The organism is Azospirillum canadense (genome assembly GCF_025961225.1).
GTDB lineage: Bacteria > Pseudomonadota > Alphaproteobacteria > Azospirillales > Azospirillaceae > Azospirillum > Azospirillum canadense.
Map to the genome: position 1 here is coordinate 2,860,366 of NZ_JAOQNG010000001.1, position 22,522 is coordinate 2,882,887.

A 22,522-nucleotide genomic window follows, 5' to 3' on the forward strand; every position below is an offset into this window, starting at 1 on the left:
ACAATGCTTTGCGCGGAATTTCACGGTTGCCAGACATTTTTTCAATTACAAAAATGTTTGCAGAGCGTTCTATTACCAGGGAAACGCATGTCCGCCGTTCTTTCCAGGTTATCCATTCGCGGCAAGGTGTTGTGCGCCCTGCTGTTGCCGATGTTGGGCCTTCTCGGAATGACGGGCGTGCTGGTCGCCGACCGATGGCAGACCGCTCGGCAATTCGAGGAACTGGATGAACTGGCCGACGCCATCACCAGGGTCAGCGCGCTGGTGCACGAGCTGCAGAAGGAACGCGGTTCCTCCGCCCTGTTCATCGGCAGCAAAGGCACGCAGTTCCGCCCCGAGTTGCAGGCGCAGCACCAGGAGTCCGACCGCCGGCTGGCCTCCGTGAAGTCCTTGCTCGGGCCGGCGAAGGCCGCGGCCGGCTCCGGCTTCCTGGACAAGCTGTCGGCCACCGTCAAAGGGCTGGACGATCTTGCCGCCCGCCGGGACCAGATCACCGCGCTGGCGGTGCCGGGGCCGGCGTCGTTCGGCTATTACACCGGCATCATCCAGGCGCTGCTCGGCACCGTCGACGAACTGCCCCGCATCACCACCGACGGGACGATGGGAAGCCGCATCGTCGCCTACACGGGCTTCCTCCAGGGCAAGGAACGCGCCGGGCAGGAACGGGCGACCGGAGCCGCCGGATTCGCCGCTGGCCGGTTCGAGCCGGCCATCCACCAGCGGCTGATCGGGCTGATCGCCGCTCAGGACACATACTTCACCGTATTCCGGACCCTGGCGACTCCGGCCCAGGCCGCCCTGTTCGAGTCGCGGTCCGAGGGGGCCTCGCTCGACGCCCTCCGCCCTCTGCGCAAGGCGGCGCTCGACGGCGGGCTTTCGGGAGACCTGCAGGGCATCCAGGCCCCGGTCTGGTTCCAGAAGGCGACGGAACGCATCGACCGCATGAAGGAGGTGGAGGACCGGCTCGCCGCCGATCTGCGGGACCTCGCCGCGCAGAACCTGGCAAGCGCACGGGCGACCTTTGCCGTCCTGGCCGCCGTCACGGCCCTGGGCCTGCTGCTGACCGCCGGGCTGGCCTACGGCATCGTCACCGACGTCACCGGGTCCATCGCCCGGGTCACGGGGGCGACCCGGCGGCTGGCGGAGGGCGACCTCGACGTGGAGATGCCGCGCGACGGCCGGCGGGACGAGATCGGGACCCTGTACGCGGCGCTGTCCACCTTCCGCGCCAACGCGATCGACCGGCGCCGGCTGGAGGCGGAGCAGGAGCGCCTGAAGGCCGAGGCCGAAGCCAGCAAGCGCCGCACGCTGTCCGGCCTTGCCGACTCCTTCGAGGCCAGCGTCGAACAGGTCGCGCGGACGGTGAAATCCTTCGCCACGGGCATGCAGAGCAACGCCGAGCGGCTGAGCGTCACGGCGACCGACACCTCGCAGCGCTCGGTCGTCATGTCCGGCGCGGCGGAGCAGGTGTCCGGGAATGTCCACACCGTCGCCGCGGCCGCGGAGGAGTTGCACGCCTCCATCGGGGAGATCGCCCGCCAGGTCATCGAGGCGTCGGAGGTGTCGCGCCGCGCCGTCGGCGAGGCCGACGCGACCGGCGCCACGGTGCGCGGGCTCGCCGCCGCGGCCAAGCGCATCGGCGAGGTGGGCAAGTTGATCTCGACCATCGCCAACCAGACCAACCTGCTGGCGCTGAACGCCACCATCGAGGCCGCCCGCGCCGGCGAGGCCGGAAAAGGGTTTGCCGTCGTCGCCAACGAGGTCAAGAACCTGGCCGGGCAGACGGCGCGGGCCACCGGCGACATCGACGCCCAGGTGGCGGAAATCGAAGCGGAGACGCTGAAGGCCGTCGGGGCGATCACCACCATCGCGGAAACCATCAGCACCATCAGCAACATCAACGCCACCGTCGCCGCTGCGGTCGAGCAGCAGGGTGCGGCCACCCGCGAGATCACCCGCAACGTCCACCAGGCGGCCAGCGGCACCACCGAGGTGACATCGACCATCTCCGGCGTGCTGAACGCCGCGAACCTGACCGGCGACGCCGCGCATGAGGTGCTGTCGGCCTCGTCCGACCTGGTGCGGCAGGCCGACCTTCTGTGGACGGAGATGACCAGCTTCCTCAGCCGCGTGCGCTCCGCCTAAGCCGCAGGCGGAGTCCAGCAAACTGGTTTAACCCAGCACCTCAAGCGTCCAGCGGGCGAACAGGGCGACCAGCAGGCCTTCCGCCGCGCCCAGCATCACGCGCAGCAGCCAGGACACCAAGTCGGTGAAGCGGTCGCGCCGGGGAAAAACCTCCCGCAGCATGTTGGCGACGCCCCGGCGCAGGCCCAGGCTGACGATGCCGCCGCCCAGCGCCACCACGGCGGTGCCCGCCACGAAATACAGGGCCCCCTTCCAGCCGGCGAAGGCCTGGGGATTCTCCAGATAGAAGACCGTGCCGACGAGGATCCAGACGGCGGACGGCCAGACGCCGACGATGTCGGCTTGGCTTGCGGCCTGACGTGCGCTGGGGGGCTGCGGGGTCGTCCGCCAGGGCATTCCGCCTCCCGTCAGGCCCCCGGCACGTGCCGGTAGGCCAGCACGCAGGCCGGGCGGCCGTCCTCTCCGGCCAGCGGCAGCAGAAGCTCCACGAAGCGCACCCCGGGCAGCATCGGGTCGTCGCGCACCAGCAGGCTGCGCGGCTGCCCGCTCTCCAGGCACGCGCGCAGGTCGGCGTTGAAGCGCTCCGCGGCGTCGGCCGGGTGGCAGGCGCTGACCCGCAGGGGCACCGGGCGCCGCCCCATCTTGCGCTGCACCGCCCGCCCGCAGGCGCGGTAGAGGAAGTCGGCCCCGCCGTCCACCGGCTCCATCAGGCACAGGCGCGACACCCATTCGCGCAGCTGCGCCGTGTCCATCTCGCGGGCCATCGGCAGGGCGCGCTGCTGCTTGACCCGGCGCCAATAGACATGGAGCACGCGCGCGGCCTGCGGGGTCTGGTCGATGTCCAGCGGTTCCGACCGGCAGACCACGGGTTCCGGCACCGGCTCCGGCTTGGGCTCCGGCTTGGGCACGGGAGCGGGCGCCACCGCTACGACGGGCACCGGCTCCGGCTTGGCCAAAACCGCGGCGGCGGTTGATGCGGCGGTCGATGCGGCGGCCGGCTGCATCGGGGTGGCGAAGACCGGCTGCCGTTCCGGCCGGCCGCCGTGCTTCTTCAGCATGGGCAGCGCCGCCCAGGTCCCGCAGGTGTGGTAGGAGCGGGTGACCTTCCGGTAGTCCTGGCTGGAGGCCGTGCGGCACTCCCCTTCCGCGCTGTAGCGGTCGACGTGGACCAGCGTGTGGTCGTCCGACAGGGCGCGGTCTCCCCCCCACGAGACGCAGGCGGCGCAGGCGCGGCTGTCCTTGGCGAAGGCGTGGGTCATCGTGGGACGCGGGCTCCGGAGGCAACGGGATCAGAAATTGTACCAAAGGCGCGGGGTTCTCCCGCAGGGTCGGTTCGGGGACACCCGGATTGATGACGCCGTTCACGCCCGCGTTCAAGCGCCGCCTCGCCTTCGCGGCGCGATGTTTCAGACATGTGGCTTACGCATCATCCCGCCCCTTCCCCCCGCGCGCCTTAGCCCCTATAAAAGGGCCTCGCAACGACATATGACCGTGCCCCCTCTCTCCCGCGCCCCGTCAGGGGCCAATGGCGCGAGGGGGCTTTTGCTGCACGAACGTCGAGAAGCGGACCCATGCCCAAGCGCACAGATATCAAATCCATTTGCATCATCGGCGCGGGGCCGATCGTCATCGGCCAGGCTTGCGAGTTCGATTACTCCGGCGTCCAGGCGTGCAAGGCGCTGCGCGAGGAGGGGTACCGGGTGATCCTGGTCAACTCCAATCCGGCCACCATCATGACCGATCCCGGCCTGGCCGACGCCACCTACATCGAACCGATCACCCCGGCCGTGGTGGCGAAGATCCTGGAGAAGGAGCGGCCCGACGCCCTGCTGCCGACCATGGGCGGCCAGACCGCGCTGAACACCGCCATGGCGCTGTCCGACGACGGTACGCTGGAACGGCTCGGCGTTGAGATGATCGGCGCCAAGCGCGACGTCATCGCCAAGGCCGAAGACCGCATCCTGTTCCGCGACGCCATGGACAAGCTGGGGCTGGAATCCCCGCGTTCGCGCATGGTCCGCACGCTGAACGAGGCGATGGACGCGCTGGACTTCGTCGGCCTGCCCGCCATCATCCGCCCCAGCTTCACGCTGGCCGGCACCGGCGGCGGCATCGCCTACAACCGCGCGGAGTTCGAGGACATCGTGCGCGGCGGCCTGCGCGCCAGCCCGGTCGGCGAGGTGCTGATCGAGGAGTCGGTGCTGGGCTGGAAGGAGTATGAGATGGAGGTCGTCCGCGACAAGGCGGACAACTGCATCATCATCTGCGCCATTGAGAACATCGACCCGATGGGCGTCCACACCGGCGATTCGATCACCGTCGCCCCGGCGCTGACGCTGACGGACAAGGAATACCAGATCATGCGCAACGCCTCGATCGAGGTGCTGCGCGAGATCGGGGTGGAGACCGGCGGGTCCAACGTGCAGTTCGCGGTGAACCCGGCGAACGGCCGCCTGATCGTCATCGAGATGAACCCGCGCGTGTCGCGCTCCTCGGCGCTGGCCTCCAAGGCCACGGGCTTCCCGATCGCCAAGATCGCGGCAAAGCTGGCCGTCGGCTACACGCTGGACGAGCTGACCAACGACATCACCGGCACCACGCCGGCCAGCTTCGAGCCGACGATCGACTACGTCGTCACGAAGATGCCGCGCTTCACCTTCGAGAAGTTCGCCGGCACGGAGCCGCTGCTGACCACCTCCATGAAGTCGGTGGGCGAGGCGATGTCCATCGGCCGCACCTTCCAGGAGTCGGTGCAGAAGGCGCTCCGCTCCATGGAGACCGGCCTGACCGGCTTCAACGAGCTGAAGATCGGCGGAGTCGACAACCCCGACCCGACCGCCATCCGCGGCGCCCTGGCCAAGCCGACGCCGGACCGCCTGCTGGTCATCGCCCAGGCCTTCCGCCACGGCTTCACCGTCGCGGAGGTGCAGCAGGTCTCCAAGTACGACCCGTGGTTCCTGGAGCAGATCAAGGCCATCGTCGACCGCGAGGCGGCCATCGCCGCGGGCGGCCTGCCGACGGACAAGGACGGCTGGCTGAAGCTGAAGCAGATGGGCTTCTCCGACGCCCGGCTGGCCGAGCTGACCGGCAAGAGCGAGGCCGAGGTCGCCGAGGCCCGCCGCGCCGCCAAGGTCACTCCGGTCTTCAAGCGCATCGACACCTGCGCCGCCGAGTTCGCCTCGCGCACGCCCTACATGTACTCGACCTACGAGACGGACGGCACGGGCGAGGCCGAGTGCGAATCGGATCCGACGGATAAGAAGAAGGTCGTCATCCTCGGCGGCGGCCCGAATCGCATCGGCCAGGGCATCGAGTTCGACTATTGCTGCGTCCACGCCGTCTACGCCCTGCGCGAAGCCGGCATCGAGACCATCATGGTCAACTGCAACCCGGAGACGGTCTCCACCGACTACGACACCGCCGACCGCCTGTATTTCGAGCCGCTGACCGCCGAGGACGTGATCGAGCTGGTCCGCGTCGAGCAGCGCCGGGGGAAGGTGCTGGGCTGCATCGTGCAGTTCGGCGGCCAGACCCCGCTGAAGCTGGCCGACGCGCTGGAGAAGGCCGGCATCCCGATCCTGGGCACCTCGCCCGACGCCATCGACCTGGCGGAGGACCGCGAGCGCTTCCAGAAGCTGCTGCACCACCTGCAGCTGAAGCAGCCGGCCAACGGCCTCGCCCGCTCGCTGGAAGAGGCGGAGAAGGTCGCGGAGACCATCGGCTTCCCGGTCGTCATCCGCCCGTCCTACGTGTTGGGCGGCCGCGCCATGGAGATCGTCCACGACATGGCCGGGCTCCAGCGCTACATGGGCACGGCGGTGAAGGTGTCGGGCAAGAACCCGGTGCTGATCGACAGCTACCTGCAGGACGCCATCGAGGTGGACGTGGACGTGGTGGCCGACGCCGCCGGCCAGGTCTACATCGCCGGCATCATGGAGCACATCGAGGAGGCCGGCATCCATTCCGGCGACTCGGCCTGCGCCCTGCCGCCCTACTCGCTGCCCGCCGAGACCATCGCGGAGATCGGCCGCCAGGGCGAGGCGCTGGCCCGCGCGCTGAACGTCGTCGGCCTGATGAACGTGCAGTTCGCGGTGAAGGACGGCACGGTCTACATCCTGGAGGTGAACCCGCGCGCCAGCCGCACGGTGCCCTTCGTCGCCAAGGCCACCGGCACCCCGATTGCCAAGATCGCCGCCCGCATCATGGCCGGCGAGAAGCTGGCCGACTTCAAGCTGAACGGCCCGACCCCGCCGCACACCGCCGTGAAGGAAGCCGTCTTCCCCTTCGCGCGCTTCCCCGGCGTGGACATCGTGCTGGGCCCGGAGATGAAGTCGACGGGCGAGGTCATGGGCCTCGACCACAACTTCGCGCTGGCCTTCGCCAAGTCGCAGCTGGGCGCCGGCGTCACCCTGCCGGTCCAGGGCACCGTCTTCATCTCGGTGAAGGACCGCGACAAGGCGTCGGCGGTGCAGATCGGGCAGAAGCTGCACGGCATGGGCTTCCGCCTGCTGGCGACCACCGGCACCGCGGCGGCGCTGCGCGAGGCCGGCGTGCCGGCCGACACCATCAACAAGGTGGTGGAAGGCCAGCCGCACATCGTCGACGCGATGATCAACGGCGAAGTGCACCTCGTCATCAACACCACGGAGGGCGCGCAGGCGCTGTCCGACAGCTTCAGCCTGCGCCGCACGGCGCTCACCTACAACCTGCCCTATTACACCACCATGGCGGGCGCCCGTGCGGCTGTGGAAGCAATTGCCGCACTCCGGAACGGCAGCCTTGAAGTTGCTCCGTTGCAGTCGTACCTTAGCGGTTCCTATTAGGGACGGTGTACGGCGCGGCGGACCTCCTCCCCGCGCCGTACGTTTTCCCAGGGGCTGCGTCGGCATGGTGATGGATTGAACGATGGAAAAGGTTCCAATGACCGCGGCGGGATACAACCGCCTGCAAGAAGAACTGAAGCACCTCAAGACTGTCGAGCGTCCGAACGTCATCAAGGCGATCGCCGAGGCTCGTGAACACGGGGATCTGTCGGAAAACGCCGAATACACCGCCGCGCGCGAGCGGCAGAGCTTCATCGAAGGCCGCGTCGCGGAGCTGGAGGACAAGATCAGTCGCGCGGAGGTGATCGACCCCACCAAGCTGGCCGGGAGCACCGTGAAGTTCGGCGCCACCGTGACGCTTGCCGACGAAGACACCGACGAAGAGATCACCTACCAGATCGTCGGCCAGGACGAGAGCGACATCAAGAACGGCCTGCTGTCGATCCAGGCGCCGCTGGCCCGCGCGCTGATCAACAAGTCGGTCGGCGACAGCGTGGAGGTGTCCACCCCCGGCGGCTCCAAGGTCTATGAGATCGTCACCGTCGCCTTCAAGTAAGGGCCCGTGACGGCGCGCGCAGGCCGCTGACGCCGTCCACCGCCCACCGCCTGCCGAAGAAGAAGCCGCCCCGCGCATCCCGCGCCGGGCGGCTTTTTTTCTGGCTCCGGGGGTGTGGTGTTTTCGGGCCCGGAACCGTGGCCGCCCCGCGCCAGTCCGCCATCGCCGCGGACGATTTGCCGCAATTTTTAGTCGATATAAATCAATAGAATTTCCCTGAGGACGCATCATAATTGCAGCATGAGCGCTGCTTTCCGACTGTTTGTGGTCATTCCTTCCCTCCCCACACTGGCCGGGGGTCCCGCCCGCGCGGGCCAAGTCGCCGTGGACCGCGGCGCCGACGGGCGGCGGGACCTGATCATCACCGGGGAGATCGCCGCGTCCGACCAGTGCCACGCCGCGCGTTTCCTGGTGGACCGTCCTGACATCCGCCGGATCGTCGTCAATTCGCCGGGCGGCGACGCCTGGGCCGGAACGCGGCTGGCCCGGGTGATCGCCTGGTCCGGCCTGCCGGTCGCCGTGCCGCGTGGGGCGAAGGCCTACTCGGCCGCCGCCGTCGCGGTGATGGGCGGGGCCGCGCGGGAACTGGAGGGAGACATCGGTTTCCACGCCCCCTTCCTCGTCGACCGCAAGGTCGCGTCCGGTCCGGCTCCGCTCAGCCCAACTCCTCTGGGCCCGGCCGCGCTGCCGCGTTATTCGCCGAACGCGCGCCCGCTGCTCGCCGAGGTGACGGCGCAGACCCGGACCGTGCTGCGGGACGGCGGCATGCCGGCCGCGATGATCGAGCGGGTGATGGCCGCCGGACCGACGGACCTGTGGAAACCGGGCAACGCCACGCTCCGGCAATGGGCGTCCAGCCAGAAGCCGGACCGGCCGGCGCTGGAGCGTCTGGCCCGCACCTGCGAGTCCGTCGCCGGCTCGCTCCGTTGATGGTGGCCGGGATGGCTGCCGGAATGATCGCCGATCTCAGCCGCGCAGCTGTTCCTGCAGGAAGGCGCTGACCCGCGCGATGGCGTCCTGGCGCGCGGTCTCGTTGGTGCCGACCGTCGCCTCCCCCGCCGGGGCGTTCGGCAGGTTGGTCCGCTTGTGCAGCGGCGAGGACGGCAGGTCGAACCCGTGGTGGGCGTCCGGGTAGACGACGACCTCCGTCCGCTCCTTCACGGGATCGCGCTTGGCCAGTTCCAGGCAGGGCTCCGGCGGGGTCCACTCGTCCTTGCCGCCCAGCAGCATGAGGAGCGGTCCTTCCGGCTGCCAGTTGGCGTCCTTCAGCGACGTGCGGCAGCCCGGATACAGGGCGATGGCGGCGCGGTAGCCGGCCCCCTTCCCGCCCGGCCCATAGGCGGCCAGCACGGTGCCAGCCCCCTGCGACCAGCCCATGACGGCGATCCGCTCCTCGTCCACGTCCTTGCGGTTCTTCAGGTAGGCCAGCGCCGCCCAGGCGTCGCGCTTGCGCTCCACCGTCGCGCGGACCGCGCGCTCGCTGTGGGTGCAGACCTGGTCGATGCCGCGCGGGCCGAAACTGTCGACCATCAGCACCGCGTAGCCTTGGTCGCGCAGGGTCAGCGCCCAGTCCAGGTGCCGGGCGGACACCCGGCCGTTCTTGTTGTACAGGCCGGCGCAGCCGTGCAGCAGGACCACCGTCGGGTACGGGCCCGCGCCGGTCGGGCGCAGGAAGCGGCCGGTCAGCGCGGTGGGCGCCGCCCCCGTCAGGTCGCCGTCCTGGGAGGGAAAGCGCACGATTTCCTCCGCGTGCAGGCCGGCGGCCGCGGCATGCGCCCCCTGCGGGGCAGCCAGCGCCAGCGCGGCAACCAGCCCGGCACCGAACAGGGCGGCGCCCGCCTGACCGATACCGGGCAGGCCAATGCCGGGTAGGCCGGTGCGGCGGAAGGGAAAGGGCATCGGCAACTCCCGGTTCCGGACAGCGATGCGGCCGAGTGTAGCACCATCGCGTGTGGAAAACAGGCCGCCCGTCTTCACTGGGCAACCACATGCCATGCGCGGCGCCTTGTCGAGCGCCGCGGCGGCGGTGATAAAATTAGAGCGGAATGCCCGGCCCGGCCAACAGGGGATGGCAGAAGGGAGGCGACAAAAAAGGGACGGCCGCATGGCGGGCCGTCCCTTTCCGTATCCATCAAACCGAGGGCGCCGCCGTTACCGGCGCGCCACGCGGGCCGTGGTTTCGTCGTCCTCGTCCTCGTCATCCTCCAGCGACTCGGGGATGTCGGGCGAGTCCACGTCGATCGGAACGCCGGGCGTGTGCTTGGACGTGCGGATCGACAGCGCCGACTTCACGTGCGCCACGTTTGGGGCCGCCGTCAGCTTCGTCGTCAGGAAACGCTGGTAGTCGTCCCAGTCTTCCGCCACGATCTTCAGCAGGAAGTCGTACTCCCCGGCGAGCATGTTGCATTCGCGCACCATGGGCCAGGAGTTGACGAGTTCCTCGAACTTCTTTAGGTCCGCTTCAGCCTGGCTCGACAACCCAACCTGGGCGAACACGGTGACACCGAACCCGAGCGCGTCGGGATTGATGTCGGCGTGGTAGCCGCGGATGAAGCCCGCCTCCTCCAGGGCGCGGACGCGCCGCAGGCAGGGTGGGGCGGAAATGCCGGCACGCCGCGCGAGCTCTACGTTCGTCATCCGGCCGTCATTTTGCAGGTCACGCAAAATGCGCCGGTCAATTCGGTCGAGTTTGACCCGCCGCATGGTTTACTCGGTAGCTCCGGGGGTGATTTGAAGAAAGGATATTACACGGTGTAGGCACCCACGCCAAGCAAGAAACCCGAAGCGGCATAAGCGGAAAATTCATCATTCCGCGTGCTTCTGACAGGTGCGCGACGACCAGCCGCACCCCGAAACAATCCGTGAGACGATGCATTCTACGATTTCCGGGCATTCCACGATTTCCGGGTCCTCGACCGTCGCGCCGTCCGCGCGCGATGCGGCGCCCCGCCCTTCCGAGCCGCTGACCTGCTGGGTCGTCACCGACGGCAAACCCGGCATGGAGAACCAGTGCCTCGGCCTTGCGGAGGCCCTGGGCCTCACCCCGGTGGTCAAGCGCGTCCAACTGCGCAGCCCCTGGCGCCAGCTCAGCCCCTACCTGCGGCTGGGCAACCGGTTTGCCGCCGGCCCCGACGGCGACCCGATCGAGCCGCCCTGGCCGGACCTGCTGATCGGCACCGGGCGGCGGGCCATCGCTCCCTCGCTGGCGGTCCGCAAGGCGTCGGGTGGCCGCACCTTCACCGTGCAGATCCAGGATCCGATGATCAACCCGCGCCATTTCGACCTGGTGGTGGTGCCGCGCCACGACCGGCTGCGCGGCCCGAACGTCCTGGTCACCCGCGGCGCCCTGCACCGGGTCACCCCGGAGATCCTGGCCGACGCGGCGGAGCGCCACGCTCCCCGCCTCGCCCACCTGCCCCACCCGCGCGTCGCGGTGCTGATCGGCGGCAACAACGGCGTCTACGCCCTGTCCCCGACCATCATGGGCGACGTCGCCGCGAAGCTGGCGGATCTGGCCCGGCAGCACGGCGCCGGGCTGATGGTGACGCCGTCGCGCCGCACCGGCGCCGACAACGAGGCGATCCTGCGCGCCCGCCTGCGCGACCTGCCGGCCGAGGTGTGGGACGGCACCGGCGAGAACCCCTACTTCGCCTATCTGGGGCTGGCCGACGCTGTGGTGGTGACCTGCGACAGCGTCTCCATGACGTCGGAGGCCTGCTCCACCGGCAAGCCGGTCTACGTGATCGAGCTGGAGGGCGGCTCGCCCAAGTTCCGCGCCTTCCACGACGGCCTGTACCAGGACGGCATCACCCGCCCCTTCACCGGGGAGTTGGACCGCTGGACCTACACGCCGATGGACGAGACCCGCATCGTGGCCGAGGACCTGCGGGAACGGCTGGCCGCGCACCGCGGGCAGTGGGGGGCCTGACACCGATGACGGTCGGGTGTCCAAAGGGGCCGCGACATGTCACCGCAGGGCGGTGGTATCACCAGATTCCGCCCGGCCGGCGCGCCGCGTCTCCGTTCCTTTCGCCCGATGATCGTGCCATAACCTTGGGCAGTTGACCGTCTGATCACCATGGACACTTTCCCATGACTTCGTCGAGCGCCGTGCGCCAGAGCTTCCTCCGTTGCCTGGACAACAGCCGGCTGTCCACCGAGCCGTACAACCATTGGCTGCTGTCGCAGGCCCTGCCGGAGGACGCGGCCGACGGCATCGCGTCCCTGCCCTGGGCGCCGCCGACGGTCCAGGACACCTATGGCAAGCGCGAGACGAACAACGCGTCGCGCACCTACTTCGGCGCGGAGAACCAGGCGAAGCACCCGGTCTGCGCCGCGGTCGCCGAGGCGTTCCAGAGCCGGGACGTCACCGACGCCATCCAGCGCACCTGCGGCGTGGACCTGTCCGGCACCTCGCTGCGCATCGAATATTGCCAGGACACCGAAGGCTTCTGGCTGGAGCCGCACACCGACATCGGCGTCAAGAAATACACGATGCTGATCTATCTCTCGAAGGGGCCGGGCTGCGAGAACTGGGGCACCGACGTGCTGGACGAGACGAAGACCATCGTCGCGCGCGCGCCCTACGCCTTCAACGAAGGGTTGATCTTCATCCCCGGCACCAACACGTGGCACGGCTTCGCCAAGCGCCCGATCGATGGCGTGCGCAAGTCGATCATCGTGAACTACGTCGGCCCGGAATGGCGCGCCCGCCACGAGCTGGCCTTCCCCGACGCCCCCATCGCCTGATCGATCGCCTGCCCTTTCGCCTGCCCTTTCGCCTGATTGTCCGTTCTGGAGAACCTCGCCATGTCCATGCTCGATTTGGACAAGTTCCGGGCCACGCCGCTGCAGCACGATCCGTTCGACTTCCTCTGCGTTCCGGGCTTCGTGAAGAAGGAACACCTGGAGGCCCTGCACCGCGACTACCCCAAGGTCGACAAGCCGGGCTCCATTCCGCTCGGCGTGTTCCCGCAGGGGCCGGCCTTTGACGCGCTGATCGAGGAGCTGCGGGGGAAGGAGGTCTCCAAGGCCTTCTCGGAGAAGTTCGGGGTCGACCTGTCGAAGTACCCGACGATGTTCACCGCCCGCGGCATGTGCCGGGCGACCGACGGCAAGATCCACCCGGACTCGGCCAGCAAGATCGTCACCGTGCTGATCTACATGAACCCGCCGTGGGAGGCCTCGGGCGGGCGGCTGCGCGTCCTGCGCTCGCAGAACCTGGAGGACTACGCCGCCGAGGTCCCGCCGGACGAAGGCACGCTGATGTGCTTCCGCCGGTCCGACACCTCCTGGCACGGCCACTACCCCTTCGAGGGCCAGCGCCGCGCCGTGCAGATGAACTGGGTCAAGAACAGCGTCTACATCTGGCACGAGCAGTGGCGCCACCGCGTCGGCGCCTGGGCCAAGAACACCCTGGGCATCGAGCAGAAGAGCTACTGAGCCAGGCGAACCCGTGCAGGCAAAGGGCCGTCCCGCGAGGGGCGGCCCGTTTCACAAGACGCCTTGCAATGCGCCGCCTTGGAACCGCGAATCCCGCTTTTCCCACGGGGTCGCTCGGACAATTCGCTGTTGCACCCATAATCGAACGGCTATAACCCGTCCGTTCTGTTCTCTCATCGCGTGCGTCCCATGCCTCTTCGGATCGAGACCTTTTCGAACGTCACCGGCGGTTCCAGCTTCTTCAAGGCGGTCGGCCATCCCCTGGCCGCGCCCAAGGCGGCGGCGCTCGTGGCCCGGCTGGCGGCCGGCGGACCGGTGGCCGTCTACGACCCGCTGGGGCTGGCGCGCGGGCTGGCGGAGTTCTACGACCTGTCCGGCATCCCGGTCTGCGGCGTGTTCGTGCAGGATGTTGACGCGGTGGGGACGGAGTTGTTCGGTCACGCCGCCCGGCCGGTGATCGACCTGCCTTCGACCGGTGCGGCGACCCTGTTCATCGTGGCCTTCGACAGCCAGCGGCTGGAAGGGCACATCGCGCACCTGATCCCGGCCGGCATGCCGGTCGTCTCGCTGGACGACATGCGCATCCCCGAGGACATGCTGACCGACTTCGGCCATTACCTGTCGAAGTTCAACTGGGCGACCAACTTCGCCTGGCTGCGGGATGAGGGCGGCCACCACACGCGCGTCGTCTCCGCCAACTACTGGTCCAACTACGGTGCCAGGGCGGCGCGGCTGTGGGCGCGCCTGTTGGACGCGGACGGCGCCACGCTGGCCGAATGGATGGAGCCCATGCCGCCGGCCAACGGCACGGTGGTGATCGACAGCCGCGCGGTGCGCGCCCGCTTCGGCCTCGGCGACTTCTGCGGCTCGCTGTTCCTGCACATCATTGGCGCCGCCGGCCACGACGTGGTGAAGTACGCGCTGGATACATACAGCGACAACGGGGCTGGCAACTGCCCGGCCCAGCTGTCCTGCACCCACGACGCCAACGCCTGGCCGGCCGAGTTCTACGCCGGCCTGCCCGCCCCGAAGGAGGACGAGCGCGTCCTGCTGTGGGTGCAGAACAGCCATCCCACCCCCATCCCGGCCGGTGCCATCGGGCTGAACCTGATGGGCACCGCGGAGATCCGCCGGCTCGACCGGTCGGTCGGTCCCTTCGCCACCGTCGCCATCGACACGCGCGACCTGTTCCCCGAGGCGCGCTGGCCGCAGCAGTTCGAGGTGCAGGCCGGCAAGCATTTCGTGCGCCCGCGATACGAGGTGGTCTCCACCAACGGCCGCCGCCGCATCGCCCACGCCAATGTGGAGCGCACCGACCTGAAGCCCGACCCGAAGCTGCCGGTTTTGACCAGCGGCCAGCCCGGGGCGCTTTTGGGCAAGGGCCACATCCTGCCGGCCCCGCTGCTGCCGCCCGACCGCTGGCGCACCATCCTGCTGCCCACCCCGATGAGCACGGGGCAGCAGACCCTTCCCGTGCAGGCGGTCGTCTACGACGCCCGGGGGCAGGAGGTCGCCCGCCACCGCTTCGGCGCCCTGAAGCGCTCCGACAGCGTGGCGCTGGACGTCACGGGGCTCGCCTCCGCGGCCAGCTTCCCGGAGGGGTGGGGCCATGTGGAGCTGCTCTACGACTTCGAGGCCGGGCAGGAGGCCGACGGCTGGCTGCACGCGCTGGTCCGCTATGAGGACATGCGCAGCGGCCACGCCGCCGAGAGCAGCTTCGGCAGCCACATCTTCAACACGGCGCTGACCTACCGGGACGAGCCGCAGAGCTACCACGGCCGCCCGCCGGGGCTGTCCACCCGCCTGTTCCTGCGGCTGGGGACGGAGCCGTGGGACACCTTCTGCCACCTGATCTACCCGGCTTCCACCCCCTGGCACGCCACGTCCGACACGCAGCTGGTCCTAACCCGGCGCGACGGCATCGAGGTGGTGCGGCGGCGGATCGCCATTCCCTGCGGCGGGTCGCACCATTTCCGATACCGCGACACCTTCACCGAGGCCGAGCGCATGGCGGCCGGCGACCACGCCTATGTGCTGATCCGCGACACCACGTGCCGCCTGTTCGGATATCATGGCTGCCTCGCTGGCGGCGCCGATGACGGCGCGTTCAGCCTCGACCATATGTTCGGCTTCTAATCAAGAGATCCTGACGGACAGAGCGATGCCCACGACCCATCACACCAAGGTCCTCATCATCGGCGCCGGCCCGGCCGGCTACACGGCGGCCATCTACGCGGCGCGCGCGAACCTGCAGCCGCTCATGGTCCAGGGGATGCAGCCGGGCGGGCAGCTCATGATCACGACCGACGTCGAGAACTATCCCGGCTTCGCCGATCCCATCCAGGGCCCCTGGCTGATGGAGCAGATGCAGAAGCAGGCCGAGCATGTCGGGACCAAGATGGTCTTCGACCTGATCACCGACGTGGACTTCACCCAGCGCCCCTTCGTGGCGAAGGGCGACTCGGGCGACACCTACACCGCCGACAGCGTCATCATCGCCACCGGCGCCCAGGCCCGCTGGCTGGGCATCTCCAGCGAGGAGATCTACCGCGGCTTCGGCGTGTCGGCCTGCGCCACCTGCGACGGCTTCTTCTTCCGCGGCAAGGAGATCGCCGTGATCGGCGGCGGCAACTCCGCCGTCGAGGAGGCGCTGTACCTGACCAACCACGCCTCCAAGGTCACGGTCATCCACCGCCGCGACAGCTTCCGGGCGGAGCGGATCATGCAGGATCGCCTGTTCCGCAACCCGAAGGTCGAGGTGGTCTGGGACAGCGTGGTGGAGGAGATCGTCGGCGAGGGCGACGGGTCCATGGGCAACCCGCGCGGCGTCACCGGTGTGCGCATCAAGAACGCGAAGACCGGGGAGGAGCGCGTGATCCCCGTGGCCGGCGTCTTTGTCGCCATCGGCCACGAGCCGGCTACGGCCGTGTTCAAGGGCAAGGTCAAGATGGACGAGGCGGGCTACATCCTCACCGCGCCCGACTCGACCGCCACGGACATCCCCGGCGTCTTCGCCGCCGGCGACGTGAAGGACAAGGTCTTCCGCCAGGCGGTCACCGCCGCCGGCATGGGCTGCATGGCCGCGCTGGAGGCCGAGCGCTGGCTCGCCCACCACGAGCCCGCGGCCGGCGCCCATGGCGACCCGAGCCCGATGTCGACCTGGTAAACGACTGAACAAGAGAGCTTTTTCACCACAGAGACACAGAGGCACGAAGAATTCCCGACGGGACGGATCGTCTGGTGGGGGTCTCTGTGTCCTCTGTGTCTCTGTGGTGAATCCCCCTACCGCCTCGACCGCCATCCATCAACGCTGAAGCGTCCGGCCCCGGCGGCGATCAGGCCGAAGTAGCCGCCGATGATGGCGACGTTCTTCATGAACTGGATTTTCTGCATGCCCGCGGCCTCGGGCGGGACCGCCCAATAGCGGTGGGCGATCAGCGTCGCCATGATGGTGAAGACAACCACCGCCGCGGCGGCCAGACGGGTCCAGGCCCCCAGCACCACGGCCAGCCCACCGAAGAATTCCACACAACCGCCCAGCGCGGCCAGCAGCATCGGGGCGGGAAGCCCTTGGGATTCCAAGCCGCCGGCGAAACCGCCGAGGTTCGTCAGCTTGCCGAACCCGCTCTGCACGAAGATCGCCCCGATCAGGATGCGGGCGACCAGCAGAAGCAAATCCTGGCTGCCGAGCGCCGTCCGGTCGACCCAGCCGAGCCGCTCCGCGCCGGGGCCCACACCCCGCGTCCGGTCGTAATCGTAGGAAGAAGCCATAACGCCTGTCTCCGCGTGGACGAACCTTCGCCTACGAACTGTGTACGGACGTCGCCGTTTTCAGCGGGGGGCGGGACGAAAATCGGAAACGAAAATGGGGGCACCGTCCACGGACGATGCCCCCATCCCGGCGTTTCCAAACGCTGAAACCGGCTACTCGAGCATGCTGCGCAGCATCCAGGCGGTCTTCTCGTGGATCTGCAGACGCTGGGTCAGCAGGTCGGCGGTCGGCTGGTCGTTGGCCTGCTCGGCGGTCGGGAAGACCTGCCGGGCGGTGCGGGCGACGGCCTCGTGGCCTTCCACCAGCTGGCGGATCATCTCCTGCGCCTTCGGCACGCCCTGCTCCTCGCCGATGGAGGCGAGCTTGGAGAACTGCGAGAAGCTGCCCGGCGCCGGGTAGCCCAGCGCACGGATGCGCTCCGCCACCTCGTCCAGCGCGGTCCACAGTTCCGTGTACTGCGTCATGAACATGGTGTGGAGCGTGTTGAACATCGGCCCGGTGACGTTCCAGTGGAAGGAATGCGTCTTCAGGTACAAGGCGAAGGTGTCCGCAAGCACGCGGTTCAGGCCCTCGGCGATGGCCTTGCGGTCGCCTTCCGCGATTCCGATGTCGATCTGCATGGTCCAAACTCCTCCGTCCGATCGTTCTACCGTTTCGGCTTGCCTGGAATGATAGGCGTGGTCGTGCACAGGGTAAAGTCAGAAATTAGAATTATTCTAATGTCTGCCCGACGCAATTCCAACAGGTCGGGCCGGCGTACCGTGCCGGCCCGATCCGACAATTTAGGCCCGTATTCCAGAGATCAAGGCCGGAGGTGAAAGCCGGTGAGCAAGCCCGGCGAACGCCCTATTGGTAGACGCCGACATAGGCGACGAGGTCCTGGTCCGGCACGCGCTTCACGAAGGTGACTTTTGACTCGATCCGGTTGGTGGCGGGGTTGAGCCAGCGGTATTCGACCCAGCCCTCGCCGTCCCGCCGCGCGATGGCCAGGATCTCCTGCACGATAGGCTTGCCGTCCGGATCCACCACGCCGCTGACATTCAGCCCGACGCGGATCGGCCGCGGCGGGTAGACCTTCCACACGCCGTCGAAATCGATGACGTTGACGTAGATCTCGCCCTGCTTGAACTCGCCGTCCGCGTTGAAGGCCTTGGCGGCCTCGTTCAGCCCCTGGGCGGCGATCAGCGCCGCGGCCTTCAGCGCGGTCGCCTTGGCGTCTTCCCGCGTCGGCTTCGCCTCCTGGTCCGTTGTCGGCTTCGCCTCCTGGTCCATTGTCGGCTTCGCCTCCTGGGCAAGGCCGGAGGACGGCAGCATCCCGACCGCCGTGGCGATCCCGCCTGCGACGAGCAGGCCGGCGATCAGGACGCGGATGAGCGTGCGCATGGAATAGTCCCCGAAAAAGCGGTCGTGCCCCGTGCCCGTTTATAACCGTTGCGGTGTGCGACCCCGACTGCCGCATTTTGTCCCGGATCCGAACCGTTCCCACATCGCAATGAAGATGTCGGCCGGACCGACCGATAAAAGTTGAGCGGTCAGAAACACATAGGACTGCCCGAAAGAGTTGGCGCGTAAGCGTACGAATATTATGCGGCCTATTGCCGCAACGGCTGGACCGCGCCACACTGTCTCCCGACGTCTCGGGACGAAAAAGGCCAGCCCATGGAAACGGAGCCGGCCGGCCCGGACCGCACTTGGGAGGAAAAGAACGCATGCGCATCGCAGTCATGGGTGCGGGCGCGGTCGGCGGTTATTTCGGTGCCCGCATGGCGGCGTTGGAAGCGGCGGGAGAAACGGGCAGCGGCGTGGAGGTTCATTTCGTCGCCCGCGGCCGCCACCTGCAAGCCATCCGCACCAACGGTCTCCGCATCGACAGCCACGCCAGCCCCCTGCACCTCACCGCCGTCCGGGCCGCCGACGACCCGGCGGAGATCGGCCCCGTGGACGTCGTCCTGTTCGCGGTCAAGCTGTGGGACACCGAATCCGCGGCGGAAGCCTGCCGCCCCCTGCTGAAGCCGGGCACCCTGGTCATCTCGTTGCAGAACGGCGTCACCGGCATCGACACCCTGTGCCGCGTGCTGGGCGAGGAGCATGTCGGCGGCGGCGTGGCCCACATCTCCGCGACCATCGCGGAACCGGGCGTCATCCGCCACACCGGCGCGCTCGCCCGCATCACCTATGGGGAGTTGAACGGCCGCGTCACCCCCCGCCTCGCCGCCTTCCACGAGATCGCGGCGCGCGCCGGCTTCGAGGCCAAGCTCTCGGACTCCATCCTGCGGACTGTCTGGGAAAAATTCGCCTTCCTGGCGCCCTTCAGCGGCGTCACCGCCCTGACCCGCCAGCCGGCCGGGGTGATCCGCCGCGTCCCGGAGACTCGGGCGCTGTTTCTCGACGCGGTGGCGGAGGTCGCCCGGCTGGCCCGCGCCCACGACGTGGACCTGGGAACCGACATCGTGGTGCGGATCGAAGCGCTGCTCGCCGGTCTGGTGCCGGAGATGAAGTCCTCCATGCTCAACGACCTGGAGCGCGGGGGGCGGCTGGAGTTGCCCTGGCTGTCCGGCGCGGTGGTCCGGCTGGCGGCCGAGGTGGGAGTGCCCACGCCCGTCCACAGGGTGATTGCGGCGGCCTTGGCGCCCTACGCCGACGGACCGCCCTGAGAGGATCAGCGACGGGGGGCGGCGTGACGACATGCCGCCCCTTTTTTCCATCGACAGGTCCTGGCTCCGGGTGGACCATCTTGACGGAAAGGGCATCGGGAAAAGGGTTTGCCGGCAAGGCTTTAAGCAAACACGCCATACGGAATACCGTTACGGGAGGTGTGCATGCCCCATACACAGATCCAGACGGCCCGCTGCGCCGCGCTGGTCGGACCGTACCTCAGCGGCAAGACATCGCTTCTGGAAAGCCTGCTGTTCGCGGCCGGCGCCACCACGCGCAAAGGCAGCGTGCGGGACGGCAACACGGTCGGCGACAGCTGCGCCGAGGCGAAGGCCCGGCAGATGAGCGTCGAGGTCAACGTCGCGTCCTTCGAGTATCTGGGCGAGCGCTGGAACATCCTCGACTGTCCGGGCTCCGTTGAGCTGGTCTGCGAGACGCAGAACGCACTGATGGCCGCCGACATCGCCGTGATCGTGGCGGAAGCCGCCCCGGAAAAGGCCGTCCTCCTCGCTCCGCTGTTCAAGTTCCTGGACGAGAACGAAATCCCGCACCTGCTGTTCATCAACAAGGTCGACGCACTGGGCGACCTGCGCGTGCGCGACGTGGTGCAGGCCTACCAGGCGGTGTCGGGGCGCAAGCTGGTGCTGCGCGAGGTGCCGATCCGCGAGGGCGACAAGATCACCGGTTTCGTCGATCTGGTCAGCGAGCGCGCCTGGCACTTCAACCCGCACAAGCCCTCCGACCTCGTCCAAATCCCCGACAGCCTGAAGGACCGCGAGCACGAGGCCCGGCAGGAGATGCTGGAGGCCGTCGCCGACTACGACGACGCGCTGCTGGAAAAGCTGCTGGAGGACGTGGCGCCCGAGACGCAGGAGGTCTACGACCGCCTCGCCAAGGAGTTGGCTGACGACCTGATCGTCCCGGTCTTCTTCGGCTCCGCCGAGAACGACAACGGCATCCGCCGCCTGCTGAAGGCGCTGCGCCACGAGGGGCCGGAGGTCGCCGTGACCGCCGACCGGCGCGGCGTGCCGGCCAACGCCGGGGTGGCCGCGCAAGTTCTCAAGACGCTGAACGGCTCGCACGCCGGCAAGCTCAGCGTCGTGCGCGTCTGGCGCGGCACCGTCACCGACGGCATGACGCTGGGCGGGGAGCGCGTGTCCGGCGTCTTCCGCGTGAACGGCCACGCCCACGACAAACTGTCCGCCGCCGGGGTGGGCGACGTGGTCGCGCTGGGCCGGCTGGAGAAGGCGGCGACCGGCGACCTGCTGACCGACAAGGGCAACCAGGGCAAGCCGGACCTGTGGCCGGAGGTGCCGCCGCCCGTCTTCGGGCTGGCCCTGCACGCCCAGAACCGCAACGACGAAGTGAAGCTGACCGCCGCCATCCAGAAGCTGGTGGAGGAGGACCCCGCCCTGCGGCTGGAGCAGTCCACCGACACGGGCGAGTTGGTGCTGTGGGGCCAGGGCGACATCCACCTGCAGATCGCCATGGACCGGCTGCGCAACAAGTTCAACGTCTCGGTCAAGGGCGTACCGCCGCAGGTGCCCTACCGGGAGACGATCCGCAAGGGGGCCAGCCACCACGCCCGCTACAAGCGGCAGACGGGCGGCCATGGCCAGTTCGCCGACATCCATGTGGAGGTCAAGCCGCTGCCCCGCGGGTCCGGCTTCCAGTTCGAGGACGCGATCGTCGGCGGCGTCGTGCCGCGCCAGTTCATCCCGGCGGTGGAGGCCGGCGTGCGCGATTATTCCGTCCGCGGCCCGCTGGGCTTCCCGGTGGTGGATTTCGCGGTGCGGCTGACCGGCGGCCAGTTCCACGCGGTCGACAGCTCCGAAATGGCCTTCAAGACGGTGGCCCGCCAAGCGATGACGGAGGCCCTGCCCAGCTGCGAGCCGGTGCTGCTGGAGCCCATCCTCACCGTCTCCATCGCCGTGCCCAGCGACTTCACGTCGAAGGTGCAGCGGCTGATCAGCGGCCGGCGCGGCCAGATCCTGGGCTATGACGCGCGGCCCGGCTGGCAGGGCTGGGACGAGGTGAAGGCCTACCTGCCCCAGGCGGAGATCCACGACCTGATCGTGGAGCTGCGCTCCCTCTCGCTCGGCGTCGGCACCTTCACATGGAGCTTCGAGCGATTGCAGGAGCTGACCGGCAAGGCCGCCGACAAGGCGGTGGAGATCCGGAAGGAGGCGCTGGCGGCGTCGTGACAACTGCGGCCGCCGTGCGGGAAGGGTTGGGCCTTCGCCCAGCCTTCCCACGCGGCGCAACAGCGGCACGCGGCTCGACAACAGGTTGACGTCGCGGAAGCTTTGCACCACTGTCACCGCATGGCACCCGCTTTGATCCTGACCGCAAACACCACCACGACCGCCATCGGCGGGTCGTGCCGTGGCTGCTTGCTCCCATAGCTCAAGCAGTGCCGGCCCCCGCCCCTCGGGACGGGACGCCGATGGTCTTCGTCCTTCCGGGCTCATAGGAACGGAGACACACGGTGGACATAATCCAACACAGCGCATCGGCGCTGGTCGTCATCGACATGCAGCGCGCCCTTTACAGCGGCCCCGCCAAGCCGCACGAGGGGGATGCGATCCTGGAGCGGGTCAAAGCGCTGATCGCCAGGGCGCGCGCAGGGAAGACGCTGGTCGTCTTCATCCAGCATTGCTCGCCAGCCGGCACCCCATGCGAGACGGGCTCCAAAGGATGGGAATTGGTGGACGGGATCGCCCCTGGTGACGGAGAGCTTTTGATCCAAAAGACGCGCCCGAGCATCTTCTTCGGCACGCCCTTGGAGCAGCACCTTCGTGACGCGCGCGTGGGCCGTCTGATCCTCGCCGGAATGAAGACGGAGTACTGCATCGACACCTCGTGCCGGGCGGCGGCGGACCTCGGATTCCGTGTCGTGCTGGCCGCCGACGCCCACACGACCATGGACAGCCCAGCCCTGCCGGCCGCTTCCATCATCGCCCACCACAACGCAACGCTCGGCGGCCCGTTCGCCGAGATCGTGGCGTCGGACCGGATCAGCTTCGATTGAGCCCGTTCCAATCGGAGTGCCGTCGGCCATAAGCCCACGCAACCGCCGACCGACGCCCGACCGACGCACCCCTGAAACGAAAAGGGCCGGAGGCGATG

The 22,522-nt window shown here is 68.6% G+C and carries 19 protein-coding genes; 12 read left to right on the plus strand and 7 right to left on the minus strand.

What is annotated here, in order from left to right; all coding sequences use genetic code 11:
• The first annotated feature begins 87 nt into the window (after window positions 1–87).
• Entirely contained in the window at window positions 88–2,145 is a 2,058-nt protein-coding gene (locus M2351_RS13620) for a methyl-accepting chemotaxis protein (RefSeq protein WP_264656583.1), read from the plus strand.
• 27 nt (window positions 2,146–2,172) lie between these two features.
• Here M2351_RS13620 and M2351_RS13625 read toward each other — a convergent pair whose 3' ends face one another.
• Window positions 2,173–2,541 (minus strand): hypothetical protein, encoded by a 369-nt coding sequence (locus M2351_RS13625; RefSeq protein WP_264656584.1) that lies wholly within the window; start codon window positions 2,539–2,541, stop codon window positions 2,173–2,175.
• A gap of 11 nt (window positions 2,542–2,552) precedes the next feature.
• Entirely contained in the window at window positions 2,553–3,404 is an 852-nt protein-coding gene (locus tag M2351_RS13630) for a PAS domain-containing protein (protein WP_264656585.1), read from the minus strand.
• Window positions 3,405–3,716: 312 nt separating this feature from the next.
• Here M2351_RS13630 and carB point away from each other — a divergent pair, with 312 nt between their 5' ends.
• The 3 genes from carB to M2351_RS13645 all read left to right on the plus strand — a co-directional run bounded on the left by carB (window position 3,717) and on the right by M2351_RS13645 (window position 8,454).
• Entirely contained in the window at window positions 3,717–6,968 is a 3,252-nt protein-coding gene (gene carB / locus M2351_RS13635) for a carbamoyl-phosphate synthase large subunit (RefSeq protein WP_264656586.1), read from the plus strand.
• An 82-nt stretch (window positions 6,969–7,050) separates the two neighbouring features.
• Entirely contained in the window at window positions 7,051–7,524 is a 474-nt protein-coding gene (greA, locus tag M2351_RS13640) for a transcription elongation factor GreA (RefSeq protein WP_264656587.1), read from the plus strand.
• Between the two features lie 240 nt (window positions 7,525–7,764).
• On the plus strand, window positions 7,765–8,454 hold the full coding sequence (locus M2351_RS13645; protein WP_264656588.1) for a hypothetical protein: 690 nt from the start codon (window positions 7,765–7,767) through the stop codon (window positions 8,452–8,454).
• A gap of 36 nt (window positions 8,455–8,490) precedes the next feature.
• Here the strand turns inward: M2351_RS13645 and M2351_RS13650 are convergent, their stop codons facing one another.
• The gene (locus M2351_RS13650) at window positions 8,491–9,423 is read right to left on the minus strand and encodes a dienelactone hydrolase family protein (RefSeq protein ID WP_264656589.1); all 933 of its coding nucleotides are present in this window, start codon (window positions 9,421–9,423) and stop codon (window positions 8,491–8,493) included.
• A gap of 252 nt (window positions 9,424–9,675) precedes the next feature.
• Entirely contained in the window at window positions 9,676–10,227 is a 552-nt protein-coding gene (locus tag M2351_RS13655) for an Lrp/AsnC family transcriptional regulator (protein ID WP_264656590.1), read from the minus strand.
• A 166-nt stretch (window positions 10,228–10,393) separates the two neighbouring features.
• On the opposite strand from M2351_RS13655, the gene M2351_RS13660 reads away from it, so the two are divergent.
• From M2351_RS13660 to trxB, 5 genes are all read left to right on the plus strand, one after another.
• On the plus strand, window positions 10,394–11,452 hold the full coding sequence (locus M2351_RS13660; protein WP_319801884.1) for a mitochondrial fission ELM1 family protein: 1,059 nt from the start codon (window positions 10,394–10,396) through the stop codon (window positions 11,450–11,452).
• 164 nt (window positions 11,453–11,616) lie between these two features.
• Window positions 11,617–12,273: a 2OG-Fe(II) oxygenase gene (locus M2351_RS13665; protein WP_264656591.1), complete on the plus strand. Its 657-nt coding sequence runs from the start codon at window positions 11,617–11,619 to the stop codon at window positions 12,271–12,273.
• A 60-nt stretch (window positions 12,274–12,333) separates the two neighbouring features.
• Window positions 12,334–12,966 carry a 2OG-Fe(II) oxygenase gene (locus tag M2351_RS13670; protein ID WP_264656592.1) on the plus strand — a complete coding sequence of 211 codons (633 nt, stop codon included), beginning with the start codon at window positions 12,334–12,336 and terminating at the stop codon, window positions 12,964–12,966.
• 189 nt (window positions 12,967–13,155) lie between these two features.
• Complete coding sequence (locus M2351_RS13675) at window positions 13,156–15,102, plus strand: hypothetical protein (protein ID WP_264656593.1); 1,947 nt, start codon at window positions 13,156–13,158, stop codon at window positions 15,100–15,102.
• A gap of 25 nt (window positions 15,103–15,127) precedes the next feature.
• Window positions 15,128–16,132, plus strand: coding sequence for a thioredoxin-disulfide reductase (gene trxB / locus M2351_RS13680; RefSeq protein ID WP_264656594.1), 1,005 nt, complete (start codon window positions 15,128–15,130; stop codon window positions 16,130–16,132).
• Between the two features lie 116 nt (window positions 16,133–16,248).
• On the opposite strand, the gene M2351_RS13685 is transcribed toward trxB, so the two are convergent.
• The 3 genes from M2351_RS13685 to M2351_RS13695 form a co-directional block, all read right to left on the minus strand.
• On the minus strand, window positions 16,249–16,737 hold the full coding sequence (locus M2351_RS13685) for a DoxX family protein (RefSeq protein WP_264656595.1): 489 nt from the start codon (window positions 16,735–16,737) through the stop codon (window positions 16,249–16,251).
• 153 nt (window positions 16,738–16,890) lie between these two features.
• Entirely contained in the window at window positions 16,891–17,358 is a 468-nt protein-coding gene (locus tag M2351_RS13690) for a Dps family protein (protein WP_209769503.1), read from the minus strand.
• Between the two features lie 226 nt (window positions 17,359–17,584).
• A complete protein-coding gene (locus M2351_RS13695) occupies window positions 17,585–18,121 on the minus strand; it encodes a cache domain-containing protein (protein ID WP_264656596.1) in 537 nt (178 codons plus the stop codon).
• A 326-nt stretch (window positions 18,122–18,447) separates the two neighbouring features.
• Here M2351_RS13695 and M2351_RS13700 point away from each other — a divergent pair, with 326 nt between their 5' ends.
• From M2351_RS13700 to M2351_RS13710, 3 genes are all read left to right on the plus strand, one after another.
• The gene (locus tag M2351_RS13700) at window positions 18,448–19,392 is read left to right on the plus strand and encodes a ketopantoate reductase family protein (RefSeq protein WP_264656597.1); all 945 of its coding nucleotides are present in this window, start codon (window positions 18,448–18,450) and stop codon (window positions 19,390–19,392) included.
• Window positions 19,393–19,557: 165 nt separating this feature from the next.
• Window positions 19,558–21,597, plus strand: coding sequence for an elongation factor G (locus M2351_RS13705; protein WP_264656598.1), 2,040 nt, complete (start codon window positions 19,558–19,560; stop codon window positions 21,595–21,597).
• 284 nt (window positions 21,598–21,881) lie between these two features.
• Window positions 21,882–22,424, plus strand: a complete 543-nt coding sequence (locus tag M2351_RS13710; RefSeq protein WP_264656599.1) for a cysteine hydrolase family protein — start codon at window positions 21,882–21,884, stop codon at window positions 22,422–22,424.
• Window positions 22,425–22,522 lie beyond the last annotated feature (98 nt).